The 22,224-nt window shown below is 41.9% G+C and carries 20 protein-coding genes; 16 read left to right on the top strand and 4 right to left on the bottom strand.

Annotation, left to right across the window (positions count from 1 at the left end; translation table 11 throughout):
- Positions 1–56: 56 nt before the first annotated feature.
- Positions 57–1,463, bottom strand: a complete 1,407-nt coding sequence (locus FGG79_RS09085) for a cryptochrome/photolyase family protein (protein ID WP_138777372.1) — start codon at positions 1,461–1,463, stop codon at positions 57–59.
- A gap of 404 nt (positions 1,464–1,867) precedes the next feature.
- Here FGG79_RS09085 and FGG79_RS09080 point away from each other — a divergent pair, with 404 nt between their 5' ends.
- A complete protein-coding gene (locus FGG79_RS09080; protein WP_138777371.1) occupies positions 1,868–2,320 on the top strand; it encodes a helix-turn-helix transcriptional regulator in 453 nt (150 codons plus the stop codon).
- A gap of 60 nt (positions 2,321–2,380) precedes the next feature.
- Here the strand turns inward: FGG79_RS09080 and FGG79_RS09075 are convergent, their stop codons facing one another.
- Positions 2,381–2,905: a universal stress protein gene (locus FGG79_RS09075; RefSeq protein WP_171050850.1), complete on the bottom strand. Its 525-nt coding sequence runs from the start codon at positions 2,903–2,905 to the stop codon at positions 2,381–2,383.
- A gap of 973 nt (positions 2,906–3,878) precedes the next feature.
- On the opposite strand from FGG79_RS09075, the gene FGG79_RS09070 reads away from it, so the two are divergent.
- From FGG79_RS09070 to FGG79_RS09040, 7 genes are all read left to right on the top strand, one after another.
- On the top strand, positions 3,879–5,150 hold the full coding sequence (locus FGG79_RS09070) for an MFS transporter (protein ID WP_138777369.1): 1,272 nt from the start codon (positions 3,879–3,881) through the stop codon (positions 5,148–5,150).
- Positions 5,151–5,730: 580 nt separating this feature from the next.
- Positions 5,731–7,488, top strand: coding sequence for an ABC transporter ATP-binding protein (locus tag FGG79_RS09065; protein ID WP_138777368.1), 1,758 nt, complete (start codon positions 5,731–5,733; stop codon positions 7,486–7,488).
- Positions 7,485–9,503 (top strand): ABC transporter ATP-binding protein, encoded by a 2,019-nt coding sequence (locus FGG79_RS09060; protein WP_138777367.1) that lies wholly within the window; start codon positions 7,485–7,487, stop codon positions 9,501–9,503. The genes FGG79_RS09065 and FGG79_RS09060 overlap by 4 nt, the downstream gene beginning before the upstream one ends.
- Before the next feature lie 126 nt (positions 9,504–9,629).
- The gene (locus FGG79_RS09055) at positions 9,630–10,532 is read left to right on the top strand and encodes an ABC transporter permease family protein (RefSeq protein WP_138777366.1); all 903 of its coding nucleotides are present in this window, start codon (positions 9,630–9,632) and stop codon (positions 10,530–10,532) included.
- Positions 10,525–11,547 carry an ABC transporter permease subunit gene (locus tag FGG79_RS09050; protein WP_138777365.1) on the top strand — a complete coding sequence of 341 codons (1,023 nt, stop codon included), beginning with the start codon at positions 10,525–10,527 and terminating at the stop codon, positions 11,545–11,547. Before FGG79_RS09055 ends, FGG79_RS09050 begins: the two co-directional genes overlap by 8 nt.
- Positions 11,548–11,760: 213 nt before the next feature.
- Positions 11,761–12,138 (top strand): hypothetical protein, encoded by a 378-nt coding sequence (locus tag FGG79_RS09045; protein WP_138777364.1) that lies wholly within the window; start codon positions 11,761–11,763, stop codon positions 12,136–12,138.
- A complete protein-coding gene (locus FGG79_RS09040) occupies positions 12,135–12,629 on the top strand; it encodes an endolytic transglycosylase MltG (RefSeq protein ID WP_240794225.1) in 495 nt (164 codons plus the stop codon). Before FGG79_RS09045 ends, FGG79_RS09040 begins: the two co-directional genes overlap by 4 nt.
- Positions 12,630–12,701: 72 nt before the next feature.
- Here the strand turns inward: FGG79_RS09040 and FGG79_RS09035 are convergent, their stop codons facing one another.
- Positions 12,702–13,310 carry an NAD(P)-dependent oxidoreductase gene (locus FGG79_RS09035; protein WP_138777363.1) on the bottom strand — a complete coding sequence of 203 codons (609 nt, stop codon included), beginning with the start codon at positions 13,308–13,310 and terminating at the stop codon, positions 12,702–12,704.
- A gap of 204 nt (positions 13,311–13,514) precedes the next feature.
- On the opposite strand from FGG79_RS09035, the gene FGG79_RS09030 reads away from it, so the two are divergent.
- The 8 genes from FGG79_RS09030 to fumC all read left to right on the top strand — a co-directional run bounded on the left by FGG79_RS09030 (position 13,515) and on the right by fumC (position 21,839).
- A complete protein-coding gene (locus tag FGG79_RS09030) occupies positions 13,515–14,339 on the top strand; it encodes an amino acid ABC transporter substrate-binding protein (RefSeq protein ID WP_138777362.1) in 825 nt (274 codons plus the stop codon).
- Complete coding sequence (locus tag FGG79_RS09025; RefSeq protein ID WP_138777361.1) at positions 14,323–15,027, top strand: amino acid ABC transporter permease; 705 nt, start codon at positions 14,323–14,325, stop codon at positions 15,025–15,027. The genes FGG79_RS09030 and FGG79_RS09025 overlap by 17 nt, the downstream gene beginning before the upstream one ends.
- Before the next feature lie 18 nt (positions 15,028–15,045).
- Entirely contained in the window at positions 15,046–15,780 is a 735-nt protein-coding gene (locus FGG79_RS09020) for an amino acid ABC transporter ATP-binding protein (protein ID WP_138777360.1), read from the top strand.
- 509 nt (positions 15,781–16,289) lie between these two features.
- On the top strand, positions 16,290–16,853 hold the full coding sequence (locus FGG79_RS09010) for a biotin transporter BioY (protein WP_138777359.1): 564 nt from the start codon (positions 16,290–16,292) through the stop codon (positions 16,851–16,853).
- Positions 16,854–16,984: 131 nt separating this feature from the next.
- Positions 16,985–18,445, top strand: a complete 1,461-nt coding sequence (locus FGG79_RS09005) for an AMP-binding protein (protein WP_138777358.1) — start codon at positions 16,985–16,987, stop codon at positions 18,443–18,445.
- Positions 18,442–19,578, top strand: a complete 1,137-nt coding sequence (locus FGG79_RS09000) for a thiolase family protein (RefSeq protein ID WP_138777357.1) — start codon at positions 18,442–18,444, stop codon at positions 19,576–19,578. Before FGG79_RS09005 ends, FGG79_RS09000 begins: the two co-directional genes overlap by 4 nt.
- Positions 19,579–19,599: 21 nt before the next feature.
- A complete protein-coding gene (locus tag FGG79_RS08995) occupies positions 19,600–20,385 on the top strand; it encodes an SDR family NAD(P)-dependent oxidoreductase (RefSeq protein ID WP_171050849.1) in 786 nt (261 codons plus the stop codon).
- 68 nt (positions 20,386–20,453) lie between these two features.
- Entirely contained in the window at positions 20,454–21,839 is a 1,386-nt protein-coding gene (gene fumC, locus FGG79_RS08990; RefSeq protein WP_138777355.1) for a class II fumarate hydratase, read from the top strand.
- A gap of 98 nt (positions 21,840–21,937) precedes the next feature.
- On the opposite strand, the gene FGG79_RS08985 is transcribed toward fumC, so the two are convergent.
- On the bottom strand, positions 21,938–22,156 hold the full coding sequence (locus FGG79_RS08985) for an alpha/beta-type small acid-soluble spore protein (protein ID WP_034763234.1): 219 nt from the start codon (positions 22,154–22,156) through the stop codon (positions 21,938–21,940).
- Between the last annotated feature and the right edge of the window lie 68 nt (positions 22,157–22,224).

Below are 22,224 nucleotides of genomic sequence, written 5' to 3'. Positions count from 1 at the left end.
CACTATGATTTCATCTTCGTTTTTATTTTGGAGTCTGGCTGATTAAGGGAAGGGTTTTACTTGATTTCATTATAGTGTTGGAGAGCTCTTTCCCTGGATGCTTTGTGATCAACAATCGGGTAGGGATAGTCCGCTCCTAGGGAGACATTAGCGTTATTAAGGACATCACTTGGTGCATTTGAAGGAGCGTGTATATATCGATTCGGAACCTCATTTAATTCAGGTACCCACATTCGTATATACGTACCGTCCCTATCGAATTTTTCACTCTGCAGCGTCGGGTTGAAGATGCGGAAATATGGGGACGAATCAAAGCCTGAGCCTGCAACCCACTGCCATCCCATAGAATTATTGGCAAGATCTGCATCAATCAGGGTATCCATGAACCATTGTGAACCTCGTTGCCATGGAATGAGTAAATGCTTTGTCAAGAATGAAGCGACAATCATCCGTACCCGGTTGTGCATAAACCCTGTTGCCCACAGCTCCCTCATTCCTGCATCAACAATGGGATAGCCTGTTCTTCCTTGAGTCCATTTCGTCCACTGATCTTCTTCAGATTCCCACCTGAAATACTCGAATTTCTCATTGATTGGACTGGTAGAAGACTGTGGAAAGTGGAGGAGGACGGCATATGAAAATTCTCTCCAAATAAGTTGCTTAATAAAGGATTCAACAGGCTTGTTTTCCAATTCAATTAGAATATGAAATATCCTGCGGACTGAAATAACGCCAAGAGCAAGGTAGGGGGAAAGGCTCGAATGGCCGCCTTCACTTGGGAAATCCCGTCCCTCGGCATAATCCTGAATGCGTTTCTTAATAAATGAGTGAAACCTTTTGATTGCAGCTTCTTCTCCAGGGTCCCATATGCTTTCCATGATGCCGTACCAGGGAACCGGTGGAAGGAGCCCTAAATCCTTAATGGATAAGCCTTCATCGTCAAGGTGGGGAACGTCCATTTGTTTAATGGGTGGGACCGGTTTAGGTATATGTTCTTTCCTAAAGGCTCTGTAAAAAGCCGAATACACCTTATAAGGGGTGTCATCTTCTTTTCTGATTTTCCAAGGTGGGAGCAGGAGCATTCCCTCAAAGGTTTGGACTTCTATCCCTTCTGAAGATAATGAGTGAGCAAGTGCTCGATCCCTCTCATGGATGTTAGGTTCGTAGACACGATTCCAATATACCGCACGGGCATTCGTTCTCTTTACCCATTTGGGAAGTATTTCTTCGACTTTACCTTTATCAATCCATAACTTCCCGTTAATGGATTGAAGGGTTGTCTGAAATGACGCTAGATTTTGATTCAGCCACCATTTCTTTGCTTCACCTGTGGGGAATTGTGAAGTGCCTTCATCCAATATATATAGAGGGATGACTTTTCCTTCTTGGGAAGCTTTATAGAGGGCGGGGTGGTCATGAATCCTGAGGTCTTCCCTAATGAGGACGATGATGTGATGATCCATTCCTTTTCCTCCTTTGAATGTATGGTTATACCTTAAAGCGGATATGGTAATGACTTTATTAAAGGCTGTTTTCGTATAGATTGTTGTTATCTAACATAGGGTCTGCCATGGCTCTGTCTATGAGTGAGTGCGATAGATGGTGAGGGGAACGGCTTCGCTTTCCGGCGGACGAACGGCCAGGCCTCCTCAGCTCACGCCCCGCGGAAAGCGAGCACCTGCAGCGGAAATCACTGCACACTATCCAAAAGCAACAAAGTTTACGAAAACAACCTTACTAAAAGTATAATCAAATGGGCATTGGTGTTCAAAATTCAATGGGTTTATAAAGAAAATATGTGATGCTTATTGAAATGAGCGAGGATTTAGGTGTAATATTACACTATAACGAAGTAAGGTGTGAAACGATGACTAAAGAAGAAATTATTTTAATCATTTCGGATAAATTGAGGCTTATACGGACTGAAGCAGGATATACCCAGGATAAGATGGCAAGTGTCATAGGATTATCGAAGAAAACCCTCGTTCAAATAGAGAAAGGGAGGGTGATGGCAAGCTGGACGGCTGCCATTGCCATTTGTGCCTTGTTTAAAGATAGTGAAACGTTGACCACCAGTCTGGGAGGGGAGCCTCTTGAAGTCATTGAAACAATCGCACGTGAAGGGATTGACTATCGCAAAGAGAAAACTCTTGGTGGGAAAATATGGTGGAAAGATGTAAAGAGAAGCGAGGAATACATTCTCCAACAAAATCTGTTCAGTCAACACTATCGAATACTAGACGCCGAAAACTACCGGATCTATAGCAGCTTTGACGAAAATAATGCCCACACACGCTTTGATGAATTAACGAGTGGGTAATGAATATACAAAAAGGAGGGACGGACCTTTAAATGGTCCGTCCCTCTCTTATTTATATGATTATTTTACGACCAAGACACTGGATTCGCAGTTCTGGGTTACTTTTTCACTGACGCTACCAAGTACCCATTTTTTCATGCCGGATTTTTGACTGCTTCCGACAACCACCAAGTCGGCCTGTATTTCTTTGGCATATTCACATATACGCTTCGCTTCTGAACCGGACAGGTGAATATAATTGGCTTCAATGCCATGTGGTGATAGTTTTTCTCTAGCGCTTTTTAATAATGGATGTGTTGAAGCAGGCGTCTTGATTTCATTGCGATCTTCCTCAGATCCATGAACTTTATTGTCCGGAGATACGGATAGATTCCCCATGTACTGATTATCAAAGCCCGGTGACGTATCAGCGATCGCATGTGTCGGCATATGGTTTTCACGGGATTCATTCGCTGTTTTCTCCTCTGATATATGAAGAACGGTTAAGTGAGTGTCTATAGAGCTTTTCATTAATTTCGATACTTCATCTAATGCCTTTTTACTGCCATCTGTTTCATCATAAGCTAATAAGATATGTTTATACATCATAATCACCTCTATATTGGGATACCCATTATTTACCCAGTCTGAAAGAATTTAATCTCTTTTCGCGTAAATCCTTCGATTAATCAGCCGGCTTACTTTCTGGTCGCAAATTTAAAAATGATTATTCTCATTTTTACGTCAACAGACCAAAATTGAATATAATAAGAAGGAGCAGAATGGGGGGAAGTTCCATTCTGCTCCTATTTGTTCAATATAAAAACACAAATAATAGCGAGAAAATGTTAACTGAAACGGTCACTCTTAAAGCATGCTGATAATCCAGCCAATAACAACAATTGCACCAATGACCATAAGGATTGTACGTACCATGAAAATCACCTCGTCTTATCGTATCGTAAAGTATGTTTTGTCTTTTCTTCTAACCTTAAAGTAAAGATACCCCGTTATGAAAAAGTTAAAACATCCTCCCGCTGATTGTTTAATCACACTGCTCTAAAGGCCCCTATATTTCGTTCACACTTCTCCGATTTCAGAGAGGACATATCCGTAGTCCAGGAGATCGCTTCTGTCTGCCATCCCTCTTTCTCATTATGAAACACCTCATATGAGGCAATCGGGATAATCAGCCTTTATGGGCCTGGTTATTACCAAATGAAAAAAGCTATTCTTAGTTTGCTCTTCTTCTGAAAAAGTATGAGCATTTTTCTGTAATCCTTGAATGATATCCATGTAGTCAAGAGGGGTGATTACTTGATTTGAATGGATAACGGCGAAATTTTCATTTTAACGGCGGAATCTGGGATATAACGGCGATATCTTACTTTTATCGGCGAAATTCAAACTATAACGGCGAAACCTAACCTGAAGTCCCAAATACTCCTCCCAGGTCCCAATCCAGACCCCGGTCCTTATCCGACCCTAGACGGAGGGAAAAACCACCAACAGACCCTCATGCTGTTTGAAGAATCTCTATACTATTAAGATATGTTAATCATTGATGGGGGACGGGTTTATGAAAAAAATGATTGAAATCTTCAGGAATCGAATATTTTTGAAATTATTTTTTGCTAATTTCACTTCGCATATGGGAAGTGTGATCGGTCTGACGGCATTTATGTTATACCTTCTTGATCGTTTTTCTGAGAAGCCTATGTACGCTTCGATAACCGAAATGATGTACTCACTTCCTACGCTGTTAGTGTTTTTCCTTGTAGGGGTATTGGCTGACAGAATCGATCGACAAAAAATTGCTTACCATTGTGATACGATCAGTGCATTTCTTACGCTTTTGCTATTCGGGGCCATCTTTATTGGCTGGCTGCCTTTCATATTCTTCGTTCTTTTTGTACGAAGCGGCGTTCAGAAATTCTTCTTTCCAGCTGAACAAGGAATCTTGCAAGGAGTCCTTTCAAAGGATGATTATTCTACCGCTGCAGGTTTGAATCAAATGGTGATGAGCTTATTCATGTTACTCGGAAATGCGATTGCCATCTTTGTATATTGGACCACCGGGATATATGGTGCCCTGGCAGTTGATTTCGTCACCTTTGTAGTTTCCGCTTTATTAATTAAGCGATGTGAAATTCCTGAGGAGGTACGGCTTCCAAATGGCGAGCATTCCTGGAAAGATTTAAACATTCGATCCGTATCTAAAGATTTTACGGAGGGAATGAAGTATATCCTGAATCATAAGCTGCTCTTATCATTAATTGGCGGGTTTGTGGTATTCGGAGTGGTAAACGGTGGATTTGCGGTCATTCCTATCTTCATATTGAAATATAAATTAGCACCAGATTCTTATGAAGAATACTCGATACTATTAGGAGTAGCATTCGGAGCAGGGGTCTTAATTGGAAGCATATTCTCATCGATGCTAGCAGAGAAATATAAGTTTCATGTATTGATTGTGGCAGGGCTCGTGATATCTGGAACGTTCATCATCACAGCATCCTTTGCCACAACTACATGGACCTTCCTTATGATCATTTTCATCGCAGCACTCGGGTTGCCACTTGTGAATATTGCCATTGGCGGGTGGATGCCGAGCATCATCAATCCCAAAATGATGGGGAGGGTGCAGGGGTGGATCAATCCACTTATGATGTTGTCACAATCCATTACCCTCGGAGTGATTGCTGTCACATTCCCGTCTGTTGTAACCGTTGAGATGCTTTATTGGCTCGTGGGAGGCTGCTTGATCATAGTAGGCATCTTCTACACCATCATACTTCCTAAATATGTGAAAGAAGAAGAGGATAACCAGCCGGCTGTTATAAATGGATAACACAAATTCCGCTCTATTGAATAGATAAGACGATTCAATAGAGGGGTTTGAATAGACTAAAGATAGTTAACGATTCAGATGAAACAACATATAGTATATAGAAAATTATCAATAAAAATAATATTGACACAATTCAACCCGTATAGTATGGTTATTAATGGAATAAATTAAAAATGAATGGAGGGTTTGTGATGATGAGTGTGTATACAATCCATAGAGTACCAGTAGCTATTCATACTAATTTCATATCATCACATGACCGGTAACTCCTTACTAATTTTAAACCATTAATGAGCACAGGTTATGTATGTAATCTGTGCTTTTGTATGTCCTATAACAAAGACGGACGTTTATAAGGCGCAACAGGTCGGCCAAAGTACCATACCGATCTATTGATGAAGCCTTTTGACGTCTGTCTTTTTTTGTTCAAAGGGTAGCTCAAGGTTCATCCTTGATCATATAAATATTTTTAGTTTCAGAAGGAGGAAATGATGATGTTAATTGTTCAAATGAAGAAGATGATGTCTGCTGTGGAGACAGAAGGTGGATAGTGTAAGTCAACATGAGGAGGTAGATTGGAATGTTCAGTATTTTTAAGAAGTTATCATGGTTTTTTATTGAAAATTGGAAGAGGTATGCGGTGGCGATTGTCCTGTTAACCATTGTGGGAATTCTTGATGTGATTCCCCCAAAGCTTGTGGGGAATAGCATCGATGACATTCATCTGGGTGCAATGACGTGGAATGTTGTCGGGAAGTACCTCTGGATGATTGCTGGTATTGCCATAGTGTCGTATGCCTTGACGTATGTGTGGATGTATCAGTTATTCGGAGGAGCATTCCTCGTTGAAAGAAAACTGCGCAGTAAATTTATGGGGCATTTATTGAAGATGACGCCAACGTTCTTCGAGAAGAATCGTACAGGGGACCTCATGGCAAGGGCTACGAATGATTTGAAGGCGATCTCGGTAACTGCAGGGTTCGGAGTGTTGACCTTGATTGACTCGAGCGTGTTTATGCTGACAATTCTATTTACGATGGGATTTCTCATCAGCTGGAAATTAACGATCGCGGCGATTTTGCCACTGCCGATTATGGCCATGTTAATGAAGGTATACGGTGCAAGAATCCATAAACGATTTATGGAAGCGCAGGATTCATTTGGAGACTTGAATGACAAAGTGTTAGAGTCGATTGCCGGGGTTCGTGTGATTCGGGCATACGTTCAGGAAAGAGCCGATGAAAAGCGATTCTCTGATATGACAGAGGATGTGTACAACAAAAATATTGGTGTGGCAAAGATAGACTCTCTCTTTGAACCTACCATTAAAGTACTTGTCGGATTGAGTTACTTAATCGGACTGGGCTATGGTGCTTATCTAGTGTTTCATCAAACGATCACCTTAGGTGAGCTTGTCTCGTTTAATGTCTATCTCGGAATGTTAATCTGGCCGATGTTTGCAATTGGTGAGTTAATTAATATCATGCAACGAGGGAATGCGTCTCTTGACCGGGTTCAAGAGACACTTGATTATGTGCAGGATGTTCAAGATTCTGAGTATCCTAAATGGATTGATTCACCTGAACATATCGGATTCAAGGAAGTGGATTTTCAATATCCTTCCTCCCAGGTTCTTAATTTAAGCAATATTAATGTGAACATCCATCATGGGGGGACACTTGGAATCGTAGGCAAGACCGGAAGCGGAAAAACGACCTTTATCAAACAGCTTCTCCGTGAATATCCTGCCGGTAAAGGATCTTTATCCATTGGAGGGGTACCAATCACAGATTTGACCATCCAACAGGTCAGGGACTGGATTGGTTATGTACCTCAGGATCATGTTCTTTTCTCAAGAACCGTAAGAGAAAACATATTCTTCGGCCGACATGATGCGACTGAGGAAGATTTGGAAAAAGCCATTGAACTGGCTGACTTTAAGAAAGATTTAGAAATGCTGCCGGATGGATTGACCACTCTCGTTGGAGAAAAGGGTGTAGCTCTTTCAGGCGGGCAGAAGCAGCGTATATCGATTGCCCGGGCACTTATCAAAAATCCTGAAATTCTGATCCTGGATGATTCACTATCGGCGGTAGACGCGAAAACAGAAGCAAAGATCATTGACAATATACGAAAAGAACGTGAAGGAAAAACAACGATTATTACGACCCATCGACTATCGGCCGTTCAGCATGCAGACTGGATTATCGTGTTCGAAGATGGGAAAGTGGTAGAAGAAGGCGTTCATGAACGTCTCCTTGAAAACGGTGGTTGGTATAAAGAGCAATTCGATCGCCAACAAGTTGAAGATTCCTCACTAGAGGAGGTGGGCACATGAACGTTGGAAGAAGATTAACCGAATATGCCCTTATTTACAAAAAAATCATTATCGCAGCCCTCCTGATGCTGAGTGTATCAGTTGCAGCAGAGCTTGCTGGACCTTTCATTGCAAAAAAACTGATCGATGATCACATATTGGGAATCGAATCCACCTGGTATGAAACGGTGGAAGGGGCAGAATCCGTTTCCTATGAGGGGAAATGGTTTAAGAGAGGCCAATATTTCTCTGTAGGAGAATCCAAAGGTGCTGAGAATCGCATCCTTCAGGTCGGAAGAGCGTTTTATTTCGTTCCTACCGCCGTCTCCTTTGACGGGAAAAGAACGGTGAATTCAGGGGAGATGACTATTACAAAAGGGGATGAATCGGCAACATACCCCGCTGAGAAGTTAACAGGGGATGAGCTGCTCCGGTTCTATAATCCGGAAATCCCCAAAATCATTAAACTGATTGCCTTTTATTTTGGCTTACTAGTAGTTGCTGCCTTTTTCCAATACGGCCAGCGATTCTATTTGCAAAAAGCAGCAAATCGGGTCATTCAGAAGATGCGTAATGATGTGTTCCAGCATATCCAAAAGCTGCCGATCCGTTATTTTGATAATCTTCCTGCAGGGAAAGTTGTTGCCAGGATCACAAATGATACGGAAGCGATCAGAGATCTTTATGTAACAGTTTTATCAACCTTTTTCTCAAGCACGATTTACATTATCGGGATTTATATCGCACTATTTATTCTTGATGTTAAGTTAGCCGCAATGTGTTTAATTCTGATTCCGATTCTCGTTGTCTGGACTTACCTGTATCGGATTTTTGCGTCGAAATACAATCACATCATCCGGTCAAAAGTGAGTGATATCAATGCCATGATCAATGAGTCAATACAGGGTATGAATATCATTCAGGCTTTCAGCAGGGAAAAGAAAACGAACCAAGAATTTGAGGATTTAAACGAAACTCATTTCAAGTACCAAAATAAACTGTTAAGCCTTAATTCAATGACCTCCCATAATCTTGTGGGGGTACTCCGAAATATCACCTTTGTGGCGTTCATTTGGTATTTTGGTGGTGCTTCGATTGGTGTCGGATCGATTGTCACATTAGGGGTCCTTTACGCCTTCGTCGATTACATCAACCGTTTATTCCAACCGGTGACAGGCATTGTGAACCAGCTCGCTAATCTTGAGCAGGCTCTTGTGGCAGGAGAGCGTGTTTTCAAACTGTTAGAAGAGATTGGAACTCCTGTGGAAGATGATAGGATGAATCGGTATGAAGGAAATGTTAGCTTTGAAAAAGTCTTCTTTGGATACAAAGAAAATGAGTATGTATTGAAGGATATTACATTCACTGCGAACAAAGGGGAAACCGTTGCGTTGGTTGGGCACACAGGTTCAGGAAAGAGCTCGATCATGAATCTGCTCTTCCGTTTTTACGACAGCGATGAAGGCAAAATCCTGATCGATGGAAAAGATATTGTGGATATTCCCTATCAAACGATTCGAGAGCACATGGGGATTGTCTTACAGGATCCTTACTTGTTCACTGGAACGATTGCCTCCAACGTAAGCCTTGACGATCCTAGAATTTCAAGGGAACAGGTTGATGCGGCACTTAAAGCGGTAGGTGCAGAGAAGGTGTTCAAAAACCTTGAAAATGGCTATGATGAACCGGTAATCGAGAAAGGCAGCACGTTGTCATCTGGTCAGCGTCAACTGATTTCATTCGCACGGGCTCTCGCCTTTAATCCGGCGATCCTGATCCTTGATGAAGCGACTTCAAGTATCGATACAGAGACAGAAGCCATCATTCAGGAAGCGATGGAAGTACTGAAGAAGGGAAGAACGACCTTTATCATTGCTCATCGTCTTTCCACGATCAAGAATGCTGATCAAATCCTTGTATTGGATCATGGCGAAATCGTGGAACAGGGCAATCATGACGAGTTGATGAAACATATGGGACGTTATTATCAAATGTATAAGCTCCAGCAAGGAACCAAAGAGGATATGGCAGGATAGAATTGAAGAAGCATCTGATGAATTTAGTCGGATGCTTCTTCTTTTTTTCTATTATCCAAAAAAAGGGTATTTCCCTATTTAACCAGAACAGTTATTAAGATACAGAGATTTGACAAGGGGGAAATCATGAAGATATTTCGTCAATTATTGCTGATCATTTCAGGGTTCATCCTGATTAGTGTACTGCCTGTCTTATTTTATGGAGGAGGGAAATCAGAATTATTTTACTTGATGATGGATGGCAAGGGGAACTCTTTCGGTTTTTATCCGAAGGAGTATCTGTTGGGGGTTTATCATGTGTTCACAGGGGTCTTTCAACAGGATCAGTGGGTGTTGTTTGTATTCAATAAGGAATATCCACTGCAGGAGGTTGTGGTTGAAAGATATGTTTATTCTATGAAAGTGTTTTTGTTCTCATTGGGATTAGCAGTAGTAACCGCTTTTTTAGTAAGTTTAATTATCTCTCTTACTTCTAAATGGATTCAACGTGCAGTCTTAAGCCTGGTGAACATACTCGAATCGCTTCCGGATGTATTCATCATCATTGGGGTTCAGTTGTCTGTCGTTGTGTACTTCCGTCATACCGGAGTTTTAATAGGGGAAATCGCAATGATGGACGAGGAACTGTATCTGTTACCTGTCACCTGCTTAACAATTGTTCCTGCCGTATTTTTAATCAAAACAATCGTTTTGTTACTGAAGGAAGAAGAACAGAAGCCGTACATAGAACTTGCAAACGGTAAAGGACTCAATCCACTTCAAGTATTAGTGATCCATAGCTTCCGGAATGTGGTCTACAGCTTATTCTATCGATCAAAGGTCATTTTTTCCTTTATGTTATCCAATCTGTTTATTTTAGAACGATTGTTCAATATGAGGGGAATCATGGATCTATTGATCTGGTCTAGTGGATTGAGCTTCGTACTTATTTCAACGATCATATTCCTGCCATTTTATCTGGTTTTCACAGTGATTGAGGTGCGTTTGAAAAGGAGCATCGGCTTAAAGGAGGACGGGACATATGCTTAAAGATGTATGGAAGCAACCTCAGTTCCTCATTGGGTTCTTCTTCATAACAGGGCTATTAATGATGAGTTTCTTGTATGAACCTTTTATAGAAGAAAAGGTGAAGATGTATAGTTTTTTTAATCATAATGGCGAAAGGGTAGGCCCACCGTTCACGCCGTTTGAGCTTCTCCCGTTAGGATCAGATCGATTAGGGATTCCCTTATGGTCATACGTCGTTCAAGGGGCGAAGTATACCATCATTATTGGATTGATCATCAGCTTTCTTCAAATCGTACTGGCTTTTTCCTTGTCAGTTCTCTTTATAAACGTCTTTAAAAAAATGCAGAGGATATTTGAAGAGTTAGTAGAATCCATGGTGTATATTCCCATTGCTGTCATTGCCTTCATGCTCCTTTCGCCAATCAGTTTCGTCATGGATGAGCCTGAGAAAGCATTTGTGAAAGTATTAAGCATTCAAATCTTCATCCTCACGCTTATCGGTATTCCGCCGTTGATCATTGTCCTATCGAAAGAAATAAAAAAAGTACTTCAAGAAGAGTTTGTCCTTAGTGCCAGAACATTGGGAGCAAGAGGAGTGTCATTGTACAGGATACATGTACTGAGAAACTTATTCCCAAGACTGATCCTGTTGTTTTTCCAGCGGAATGTAGCGGTATTAATTTTATTCGCCCATCTCGGCTTTCTAGAAGTATTCCTAGGAGGGGCGATTGAAAGAGAAATCATGATAGGCGTAACCCGGAAATTTTCTCTTTCCAACGAATGGGCAGGAAATATCGGAAAAGCCTATTTTGAATTGATGGTAGCACCATGGATCCTCTTTGTACCCCTTATCGCCCTTTCCCTAACCGTTCTTTCGTATAATTTGATGGCCTCATCACTTCAAAAGGTCCTCCTTGGGGATAAAGGGAAGATTAAAGACATAAGAAAGAGAGCGGACATGGAGCTTGAGGAGCCAGTGGATAGTGTGGATAAAGAAATGTTTGTGATGGAAACGAAGCAGGCGTACAAGGGATAATAAGCGAGTGTGGGAAATAAGGATCCTCTTTAGTGGGCTCACCGGCAAAAGCAAATCCAGATTGAGGCTTTCACTTAAAGTCAAACCAATATACAATTTTCTGTTAGGAAAACAGGACTTTTGTGTTATTTTGACGTTTTAAATCGAAATTCTTCCCATATCAATGTATAATTTAATTGATGAAAAAGTTTCATAATAAGGGAGGATACCATGATGGGGTGGATAATCGCCATTTTATTTGGTGCAGCAGTCTTGCTGCTCATTATATCGTTAATTAAAACGACACAGTCTAACTCAAAGCTTGAACAACAGATAGAGCATGTTTCAATCTCGGTATTGAACGAGGTTCATGAACTTGAGAAGCAGTTACGGAATATGCAGCTGGACGCAGAGATTACAGCCCAACAGGCAGGGGCGGCACCGGCTGCATCGAACGAACGTTTAATGCTCCGCGAAATGATTGACCTGCAAAAAAGGGGATATTCAGTTGAAAGCATCGCAGCCCAAACAAAGCTTAAGCCAAATGAGGTAGAGCATATGCTTGCACCTTACGTTTCAGGCAAGGGTGAAAGGGGATTAGTGGCGCAATGACAGTGACATCTAATTCTTTGCGTAGCTTCGCTGCGGGTCTATTGATTGCTACAAGTTTAATCGGAGCTGTTTATCTTTTCGGTCCTTCAGAGGCGAAAAGTACGTCGACAGAAGAAACTGTTAAAGTTGAAAAGCCCTCAGAGGATGAGATGGTGAAACAGCTGACCTCAAAAGGCTATGTCATACATACAGAAGAGCAATGGAATAAGCAGCTTGCTGCCATGAACGAGAAGCAGGAAAAGAATGGAGAAGACAAAAAAGATCAAAACACCGATGGAAAGGTTATTTACAAAACGATGCTGACCGTTTCTACAGGTATGACCAGCATCGATGTCGGGAATGCACTTGAGAAAGCGAACATCATCAAGAGTGGTCTGGACTTTTACAAAGAAGTAGAAAAACGTGGTCTTGAGAATGACTTACGCCCAGGTACATTTGAGGTCGAAAGTGGGATGACCACCGACGAAATCATTTCAACGATTTTTAAATAAGGGGAAAAGGGTGCAGTTCAAAATAAACTGGCCCTTTTTTATTTCCATGGGGCTATCCGACCGTCCCATCACTCAATAACAAATTCCTACACGGTTCCTGATATATGAATCGTTTTCGAGTTGTTGAAAGATAAAATCCCCTGTGTCATACATGGAGATGCTTTTTCCTCCTTGAGGGAGGACGTCCTTTTCTGTCCTATATTTCCCTACCCTTTCTCCATCCGGTAAATAGGTCGGACAAACAACGGTCCACTCCATTTCTGTGGCCTGTAAAATTAAAAAGGCTCTTAAATGGTCTTCTGCGGCGGTGGTGCTTCTCCTTTTAGATTCACTTGTCTGGAACCGGTAGAGTCCTGAATCCTTTTTTCCCTGAAGAATGCCCGCCGTACCACAGGTGATGATCCGTTTTACTCCGTGGTATCTCATGGTTTTTAAGATGATCGGCATACTTTTCGAGAGGACATCATTTTTATCGGTATTCAAGCAGCTTATCACTACATCGCAGCCCTCGATGGTTTCCTTAACAGCTTCTTCATTCAGCACATTACCTACAATTTCCATTCCGGAAGCCTCTAATGCACTTTCTCTTCTTACTAAACGGTTTATTTCATGTGTCTCCTTTGCTTGTTGATAAACAACGGAACCAACTCTTCCAGTACTACCGAATAATGCGATTTTCATCTTCATGACCTCCTACTACTTATAAAAAATAGTGTATCTTATTATCAGGATTTTTTACATGATTGTGTATTCGGGGATACATACTAATACGGAAAAAGATAAAAATCTCGAATTGAAAACTTTTATGTTGACTTATTGCAAGTATCGTTTTATGATGACAATCGTAACAATTTTAAATCCGATAAGAATAGTGGGGGTTATACAATGAAAAAATGGAAATTATCTATCATTTTGCTAATCACTTTATCCATGGTGTTAGCAGCATGTGGACAATCTAATGATAAAGAAGAGTCAAAAGGTGATTCAAAAGAAGATGGGAAAACATCTCTTTATGATCAAGTAATGGAAGACGGTGAAATACTCGTTGGAACGGAAGGTACATATCCTCCTTTCACATTCCATGACAAATCAGGGGAATTGACTGGATTTGACGTGGAAATTGCCCGTGAAGTTGCGAAGCGCCTTGGCGTTGAGGCGAAATTCCAAGAAACTCAGTGGGATGCCATGTTTGAAGGCTTAAATTCAAAACGATTCGATATGATCGCCAACCAAGTTGGGATTCGTGAAGATCGAGAGAAGAAATATGATTTCTCTGATCCATATATCGAATCAAGTGCAGTAGTGGTTGTATCTGAAGACAATAAGGATATTAAGTCATTTGAAGATATTAAAGGTTTAACTTCTGCTCAATCCCTGACAAGTAACTACCGTGATATAGCTGAAAAAAATGGAGCCAAAATCCAAGGTGTAGATGGCCTGTCTCAATCCATCCAACTTCTGGAACAGGGAAGAGTGGACGTGACAGTGAACGATAAGATTTCCATTCTGGATTACTTGAAGAAACAGCCGAACGCGAATGTCAAAATTGCAGCTGAAGCTGAAGATGCCGGACAAAGTGGGCTAATGTTCCGTAAAGGAAACGATAAGTTAGTGGAAGAAGTAAATAAAGCGTTAGAGGAAATGAAGAAAGACGGTACGTACAAAGAGATTTCTGAGAAATGGTTCGGAGAAGATGTATCTCCTAAGTAGTATTTACCAGGATCCTGAAGCAATGATTGATATTTTACAAAGCTCCCTGCTTCCAATGATAAAGGGAGCTTTGTATTATTCTATCCCTCTAGCGCTAATATCATTTGTTTTGGGAATGATTCTGGCTGTCCTGACTGCTTTAGCAAGATTGTCAAGTATCAAGATTCTAAGAGGAATCGCAAGGTTTTATGTTTCTGCCATACGCGGTACGCCATTATTGGTACAATTATTCATCATTTTTTACGGTATGCCTTCAACCGGCATAGAATTTCTCAAGTTTGATCCGTTCCCTGCTGCTGTTATTGCGTTTTCATTAAATATGGGTGCCTACTCATCAGAAATCGTCCGTGCAGCCATTCAATCGATTCCGAAAGGACAATGGGAAGCAGGATACTCAATCGGTATGACCTATTCACAAGCACTTAAAAGAATCATCCTGCCGCAAGCGACCCGTGTATCTATTCCGCCACTTTCGAATTCATTCATAAGCCTGGTGAAGGATACATCTCTTGCCTCCTTGATTCTGGTTACCGAAATGTTCAGGAAAGCCCAGGAAATTGCTGCCACAAACTATGAGTTCCTGCTCATGTATATGGAAGCTGCCCTGCTTTACTGGATTATCTGCTTTATCCTATCTATCATTCAAGGCCGAATTGAAGCAAGACTAGATCGATATATTGCAAAGTAATATAAAAGGAGATTGAATATGATTTCCATCAAAGGATTAACGAAACGATTTGACCAACTAGAAGTGTTAAAGGGAATGAATGTAGAGGTGGGTAAAGGACAGGTCATCGTCCTGATCGGACCTTCAGGATCCGGAAAGACTACCTTCCTGCGCTGTTTGAATTCACTTGAAATCCCTAATGACGGCACCGTTTCAATAGGTGGAACGTCCGTTAACTTTAACAAAAAGGTACCCAAGCAAGAACTTATTAACCTAAGAAGAAAAACAGGAATGGTATTCCAAAACTATAATCTGTTCCCACACATGACAGCCTTGGAAAACGTCATGGAGGGGCCGACAGTTGTACAAAAACGCTCCAAGTCCGAAACAAAGAAGAAAGCCATCAGATTGCTTGAAAAAGTAGGGCTCGGTGATAAAGTGGACTACTATCCATTTCAGCTTTCAGGTGGACAACAGCAAAGGGTCGGAATCGCAAGAGCCTTGGCAATCGAGCCGGAAGTGATGCTCTTTGATGAACCCACATCTGCACTAGACCCTGAACTGGTAGGAGAGGTCCTGAAAGTAATGAAGGATCTTGTTGAAGAAGGTATGACCATGGTCGTTGTGACACATGAAATGAGATTTGCGAAAGAAGCAGCCGATAAAGTCATCTTTATGGATGGCGGTTATATCGTCGAAGAAGGCACACCACAACAAGTATTCGAGGCGCCTAAAAATGAACGTACCCGCCAATTCTTGAATTTAATTAAATGAGGTAAAAAGAGGCTGGGACATAACCAAATCAATATAATCGAAAAACGAACAATCAGGATATAAGACCATGTTAGGGTTTCTTGTGACACCGCTGTTGATTTCCGTGCAAGACTTCGCTTTCCTCGGGGCGGAAGGCGAGCCTCCTCGTCGCTGACGCTCCTGCGGGGTCTCACCTATTCCGCTTTTCCCGCAGGAGTCTTCGTCTTGCACTCCAATCAACAGCTAGAACCAGTTAAATACACTGTGTATGCTTTTAAAATAACAATAAAAAATCCGAACGTTTTCGATTTTCATGAAAGAATATCGAATAATTGTTCGGATTTTTCTTTGGCTAAAACCCTTTTGTCCCAGCCCCTTTTTTACTGATTTTCCATTTTAGAAGACCATCTTATTCACTTATCTTCTCACGAAGTGTGCCTCTAAATGTAAACAGGAAAAAATAATAGGTTGACATATAGCGAGAAAAATCATATATTTTGAATTGTAGAACTTTTAAGGGGTGTTATTGGATGAGATTAAAAGACATGATTCTCGTTTCGATGTTTACAGCTATTGTGGCAGCGCTGGGTGTGATCCCACCGATCGCTCTGCCGTTTACACCAGTTCCAATTACAGCACAGACGTTTGGTGTTATGTTAGCTGGAGCCGTATTAGGAGCTAGGCTTGGGGGACTGAGTCTTGGGTTATTCGTTCTGTTAGTGGGTATCGGAGCACCTATTCTTTCTGGTGGAAGAGGGGGATTGCCCATCCTGATTGGGCCAAGTGGGGGATACATACTAAGTTGGCCAATTGCGGCATTCGTTATCGGTTTCCTAGTTGACCGGTACAAGGGCCGTTTAAAGCTTTGGAATATGATTTTGTTTAATGTTATAGGTGGTATCATCATCGTGTATGTTGGAGGAATAACTTTCTTATCTCTGGTGACGGAGCTAACATGGATGCAAGCAGCCATCTCAGCATTAACCTATATACCTGGCGACGTAGTTAAGGCTGTCATTGCTGGAACTATTGCCCTTCAACTGCATAAAGCAGCTCCAATAGCAAAATTTCATAACGAGAAGAAAGCAGCGTAGAAAGAAAGGCTTGATAAGAAAGTGGAAACACTATCTTGTTGAGCCTTTTTAACTTGTGGGCTGGAAACAGATATGATTTCATTATAATAGAGACAATTTTCTGATCATTATGTTAGAGGAGAAAACAGTTCATGACCTATATTGGAAGCACCTTAAGAGAACATAGCCTTCATCAACCGGATAAGCAGGCAGTTGTATCAGAGGAAAAGAGCATGACTTATAAAGAAATGTACGGTCTGGTAGAGAATTACCAGCAAGCTCTATTGAAATATACCGGTGAACAAGAAAAACGTATCGGGATACAAGTGGAAGATTCCCTATCATTTCTTGCATTATTCTTTGCCATCGTACGTAATGGCTGGCAGGCTATGCCGATCGATTCAAAGTGGACAAAAGAAGAGCTAAACGATGCAAATGAAATCGCATCGCCGGATTATATCATTACAGATTGTGTAGGGAATATTGAAGAGAAGGATTATTTTATAGGGGTTAATCAGTTATTCAATAATGGAGAAGTTGGCGATGTTACTGCCACTAAAGACCCGATGACAGACTTCTATGTTGGCTTTACGTCGGGCTCATCTGGAAAACCAAAAGGATTTACACGGTCACATAAATCATGGACAGAAAGCTTTTCAGTTTGCGAAGAAACATTTCATCTGACAAAAGATGATACGATCATGTCACCGGGGCCGCTTTGTCATTCCCTTAGTTTGTTTACCGCTGTTCACACTTTACAGATGGGGGCAACCCTTCATGTGGCAGAAACATTCAATCGAACGTCCTTGGTGGAAAGAATACATACAGAGGGGATCAATACGTTTGTAGGGGTTCCCACCATGGTGGAAGCCTTGTTGGAGGAATGCCAATCACATTCCTTACAATATTCTTGTATACAGAACCTAATCATATCGGGAGCTGGGTGGTCATCTGCATCAAAGGAAAAGACTTTATCTGTTTTTCCTTACGCCTCCTTATTTGAATACTACGGGGCATCGGAATTGAGTTTTGTCATGTACAAGAAAGACTTGGAAAATGGACACCGGCCTTTTCCTGATGTTTCTATACGTATTCTTGATGAACACTTTCACGAAGCAAAGATTGGTGAGGTTGGGAAAGTGTTCGTTACAAGCCATATGCTCTATTCCGGTTATCTTGATCAAGAAGAAGAAACCCAAAAGGTCTTAACGGCACATGGAGCGACTGTTGGTGACGTCGGTTATAAGAATGAGTTAGGGGAAGTATTCCTTGTGGGAAGAGAAAGCAATATGATCAAGAGTGGGGGATTGAAGGTTTATCCTGAAGAAGTAGAGGCCATTCTTCAAACCCATCCGGATATTGTGGAGTCCATCGTTTATCCGGTGGAGGATCGCTATTGGGGTGAAATGGTCGTATGTTCCTTACAGATGAAGAATCATAGTAGCTTGACAATGGAAGGATTGAAACAATTCTGCAAAGCTAAAATAGCTGACTACAAAATCCCGAAACAAATTGTTCCCCTTCCCACCTTTCATTACACAAAAAGTGGAAAAATCGACCGAAATGCCACGTTAGAGGGACGGACCTCACAATTAAGGAGGGAAACGGAATGAAGGAAGCGGTAATCGTATGGGCTAAAAGAACACCAATAGGCAAATGTGGAGGAAGCCTGAAGGATATCAGACCGGAGATCCTTGTAGGCACACTCATGAAAGCATTGGTTAAAGAAACCAATATTGACCCCAATGAAATAGAGGATGTCATTCTTGGGAACACAGTTGGTCCAGGTGGGAACCTGGCACGGCTTTCTGCCTTAACTGCAGGTCTGCCTGTCACGATTCCCGGAGTGACGGTAGATCGACAATGTGGTTCAGGATTGGAAGCAATCGTATCCGCTTGTAGACTTGTACAATCTGAGGCGGGAGACATGTATATTGCAGGTGGAGTGGAAAGTACGAGCCTCGCTCCCTGGAAAATGGAAAAGCCTGAGAACCCCATGCAATCTCCAAGAATATATTCAAGAGCAAGATTCTCACCTGAAGAGATAGGGGATCCGGAAATGGGGGAGGCTGCTGAAAATGTAGCAACAGCGTATGAGATAAGCCGCAAGGACCAGGATGCTTATGCGTTAAGGAGCCATGAAAAAGCGATTCGCTCTCAGAAGGAAAATCGCTTTAAAGATGAAATCGTACCCGTAAACACGATTATAACGGACGAATGTCCAAGAAAGCATACATCATTGGAAAAGCTCTCAAAGCTTCCGCCTGTCTTCCGAGAACGGGGAACGGTAACAGCTGGAAATGCTTGTCCCATTAACGATGGAGCAGCTATCGTTTTAGTATTATCCAAAGAAAAATGCCTTGAACTGGGTCTCGAACCCGCTATGAAATTCATAGATGCCAAAGCGGAAGGTGTCGATCCTAATCTTTTAGGAATCGGTCCGATTCCAGCAGTCCAGAAGTTGTATGAAAGAAACAATATTTCATCCACTGATATCGATGTGGTGGAATTTAATGAAGCATTTGCCAGTCAAGTAATTGCTTCTTTAAGGGAATTGAACCTGCCTGAAGGAAAAGTCAATATCGGGGGAGGGGCACTGGCACTTGGTCATCCATACGGGGCATCTGGTGCAATCCTTGTAACACGCCTGTTTCATGAAATGAAGACTCGAAATGGCCCCAGGGGTCTTGCTACCCTTGGGATCGGTGGAGGAATGGGACTGGCCGCTTTATTTGAAGGGATCTAATGGATTACGAGGAGGATGGACATGGAAAATGAAGTAGTTATCATCACAGGTTCAACAAGGGGAATTGGGAAGAATCTTGCCTTTACTCTGGCCGATTTGGGTGCCAAAGTCGTCATTAATGGAACCAGAAAAGAAGCAGTTGATGAAGTCGTAAATGAAATTAAAGTAAAAGGAGGAAAGGCCGTCGGAGTATGTGGAATGGTTGAAAACATGGAAACGGGGGAAGCGTTGGTACGAGCAGCGATCAATGAATTTGGGCGTGCAACGATTCTTATTAACAATGCCGGAAACAACAGGGATCGAATGGCACACCGTTTATCTGAAGAAGACTGGGATGCCGTCATTTCCACTCACTTAAAGGGAACCTTTTCATCTGTGAGACCATTTATTCAACACCGGAAAAATGAAGGAGGAGAAGGAGTCATCCTGAATATGACATCCAGAGCAGGGATAAAAGGAACGATGGGACAATTAAATTATAGTGCAGCTAAAGCAGGGATCATCGGAATGACCAAAACCTTATCTCAAGAGTTGATAAGGGAAAGGATACGTGTCTTAGCCGTATCTCCAGCTGCCCTGACGGATATGACCTCCCCTCACGTAGAAAAGGCAAAAGTAAAAGCCGCTCAAGAAGGGAGAGAATTAGAGTCTTATTGGGAAATCGGAACGGCTGAAGACGTGGCCCTATTTGTCACAACACTCCTTGAAAATAAAGATGCAATCCAAAGTGGTGCTGTTTATAGCGTGAATGGCAAACAAGTTGGTATATGGGAAGAGCCTGTCTGGAAAGAACTGAAATTTTCATAAAAAGGTTAGTTCGCTTGAATTAGTGGAATTATGGTAATGAGTAGAAAAATTCAAGGGAGGATTTGAAAATGGAATATCGTTTAGAACATGACACACTTGGAGAAATGAAGGTACCAAAGGAAAAATATTGGGGAGCACAAACTCAGCGAAGTAAAGAAAACTTCCAAATCGGTACAGAGAAAATGCCAATTGAGGTTACATATGCATTTGCCCAGCTTAAAAAGGCGGCTGCAGTCGTCAATCATTCACTTGGTAAGCTTTCACAAGGTAAGATGGAGGCGATTGGCCAGGCGTGTGATGAAATTCTTGAAGGGAAGTGGGATACACATTTCCCCCTTGTGGTATGGCAAACAGGCAGCGGTACCCAATCCAATATGAATGTAAATGAGGTGGTTGCCTACCGTGCGAATGAAATCCTTGGGGAAAAAGGAGTAAATGAAAAAGTTCATCCAAATGATGATGTGAACATGTCTCAAAGCTCCAATGATACGTTCCCGACGGCTATGCACATCGCAGCCTATCATGAAATTGAATCAAAGCTGTTCCCGGTTCTTCAAGAATTTACTGCCACATTAAAAGAGAAAGAAATTCAATTCCAGGATATTATAAAAATTGGGCGTACCCATCTACAGGATGCCACTCCTCTTACACTAGGTCAGGAAATTAGTGGGTGGCGCTCCATGATGGAACGCTCTTATAGTATGACAAGAGAGAGCTTGCAACGATTAGTCAACCTAGCCATTGGAGGCACGGCTGTAGGGACGGGCATCAATGCCGACCCGACCTTTGGTGATAAGGTGGCAAAACAATTAGAGATGCAAACGGGCGTCAAGTTCGTTTCATCCGATAATAAGTTTCATGCTTTAACATCCCACGATGAAATCGTTTATGTACACGGCGCGATAAAGGCGCTGGCAGCCGATCTGATGAAAATAGCGAATGACATCAGATGGTTAGCAAGCGGTCCCAGAAGTGGAATTGGAGAAATAACGATACCTGCCAATGAACCTGGGAGTTCGATCATGCCAGGGAAAGTGAATCCGACTCAAAGTGAAGCTGTGACAATGATTGTGACACAAGTCTTCGGGAACGATGCATCGATTGGGTTTGCATCCAGTCAAGGAAACTTTGAATTGAATGTATTTAAACCAGTGATCATCTATAATCTTCTTCAATCAGTCCGTCTGCTTACTGATGGGATTAAATCCTTTAACGATAAATGTGTGAAGGGTTTGGAGGCTAACAAAGAAGTCATTGAGGACTTTGTCCAAAAGTCGCTTATGCTCGTCACTGCACTAAATCCACATATCGGATATGAAAAAGCAGCTCAAATTGCCAAAATGGCCCATCAGAATGGGTCCACATTAAAAGCAGCGGCCATTGAATCAGGGCATCTTACAGAAGAGCAGTACGACAAATGGATCGATCCTGAAAGCATGGTTCATAATAAATAGATAAGAAGAACTGGCTCCCTCACAAAAGAGAGAGACAAATTGAAAACCCCCGGCCAAAGACCGGGGGTTTTATTTATCCATTCATATCAAAGTGCTAATTATTTTTGGTACCCGCCACCGATTTGTTGTTCAGCCATTTGAACTAGGCGTTTCGTGATTTCTCCACCTACAGAACCGTTAGCACGAGCTGTTGCATCTGGTCCTAATTGTACGCCAAATTCAGACGCGATTTCGTATTTCATTTGGTCGATTGCTTGTTGAGCTCCTGGAGCTACTAGTTGGTTAGATGAATTGCTGCGAGATTGTTGCTGTTGCATAATCTGTCATCTCCTTAAAATGTATAAGTTTTTTGGTTGGGTTAGCCGGGTTTGCACCAGCACGCTAT

The sequence above is a fragment of the Bacillus sp. BHET2 genome (assembly GCF_005938125.1).
Lineage (GTDB): Bacteria > Bacillota > Bacilli > Bacillales > Bacillaceae_B > Rossellomorea.
The sequence above is the reverse complement of the archived record's forward strand: the minus strand, read 5'-3'. Positions and strand labels throughout refer to the sequence as shown.

Excerpts from the sequence above, each read along its gene's own strand:
- FGG79_RS09085 (WP_138777372.1), bottom strand. The coding sequence starts at position 1,463 with ATGGATCATCACATCATCGTCCTCATTAGGGAAGACCTCAGGATTCAT.
- FGG79_RS09080 (WP_138777371.1), top strand. The coding sequence starts at position 1,868 with ATGACTAAAGAAGAAATTATTTTAATCATTTCGGATAAATTGAGGCTT.
- FGG79_RS09075 (WP_171050850.1), bottom strand. The coding sequence starts at position 2,905 with ATGTATAAACATATCTTATTAGCTTATGATGAAACAGATGGCAGTAAA.
- FGG79_RS09070 (WP_138777369.1), top strand. The coding sequence starts at position 3,879 with ATGAAAAAAATGATTGAAATCTTCAGGAATCGAATATTTTTGAAATTA.
- FGG79_RS09065 (WP_138777368.1), top strand. The coding sequence starts at position 5,731 with ATGTTCAGTATTTTTAAGAAGTTATCATGGTTTTTTATTGAAAATTGG.
- FGG79_RS09060 (WP_138777367.1), top strand. The coding sequence starts at position 7,485 with ATGAACGTTGGAAGAAGATTAACCGAATATGCCCTTATTTACAAAAAA.
- FGG79_RS09055 (WP_138777366.1), top strand. The coding sequence starts at position 9,630 with ATGAAGATATTTCGTCAATTATTGCTGATCATTTCAGGGTTCATCCTG.
- FGG79_RS09050 (WP_138777365.1), top strand. The coding sequence starts at position 10,525 with ATGCTTAAAGATGTATGGAAGCAACCTCAGTTCCTCATTGGGTTCTTC.
- FGG79_RS09045 (WP_138777364.1), top strand. The coding sequence starts at position 11,761 with ATGGGGTGGATAATCGCCATTTTATTTGGTGCAGCAGTCTTGCTGCTC.
- FGG79_RS09040 (WP_240794225.1), top strand. The coding sequence starts at position 12,135 with ATGACAGTGACATCTAATTCTTTGCGTAGCTTCGCTGCGGGTCTATTG.
- FGG79_RS09035 (WP_138777363.1), bottom strand. The coding sequence starts at position 13,310 with ATGAAAATCGCATTATTCGGTAGTACTGGAAGAGTTGGTTCCGTTGTT.
- FGG79_RS09030 (WP_138777362.1), top strand. The coding sequence starts at position 13,515 with ATGAAAAAATGGAAATTATCTATCATTTTGCTAATCACTTTATCCATG.
- FGG79_RS09025 (WP_138777361.1), top strand. The coding sequence starts at position 14,323 with ATGTATCTCCTAAGTAGTATTTACCAGGATCCTGAAGCAATGATTGAT.
- FGG79_RS09020 (WP_138777360.1), top strand. The coding sequence starts at position 15,046 with ATGATTTCCATCAAAGGATTAACGAAACGATTTGACCAACTAGAAGTG.
- FGG79_RS09010 (WP_138777359.1), top strand. The coding sequence starts at position 16,290 with ATGAGATTAAAAGACATGATTCTCGTTTCGATGTTTACAGCTATTGTG.
- FGG79_RS09005 (WP_138777358.1), top strand. The coding sequence starts at position 16,985 with ATGACCTATATTGGAAGCACCTTAAGAGAACATAGCCTTCATCAACCG.
- FGG79_RS09000 (WP_138777357.1), top strand. The coding sequence starts at position 18,442 with ATGAAGGAAGCGGTAATCGTATGGGCTAAAAGAACACCAATAGGCAAA.
- FGG79_RS08995 (WP_171050849.1), top strand. The coding sequence starts at position 19,600 with ATGGAAAATGAAGTAGTTATCATCACAGGTTCAACAAGGGGAATTGGG.
- fumC (WP_138777355.1), top strand. The coding sequence starts at position 20,454 with ATGGAATATCGTTTAGAACATGACACACTTGGAGAAATGAAGGTACCA.
- FGG79_RS08985 (WP_034763234.1), bottom strand. The coding sequence starts at position 22,156 with ATGCAACAGCAACAATCTCGCAGCAATTCATCTAACCAACTAGTAGCT.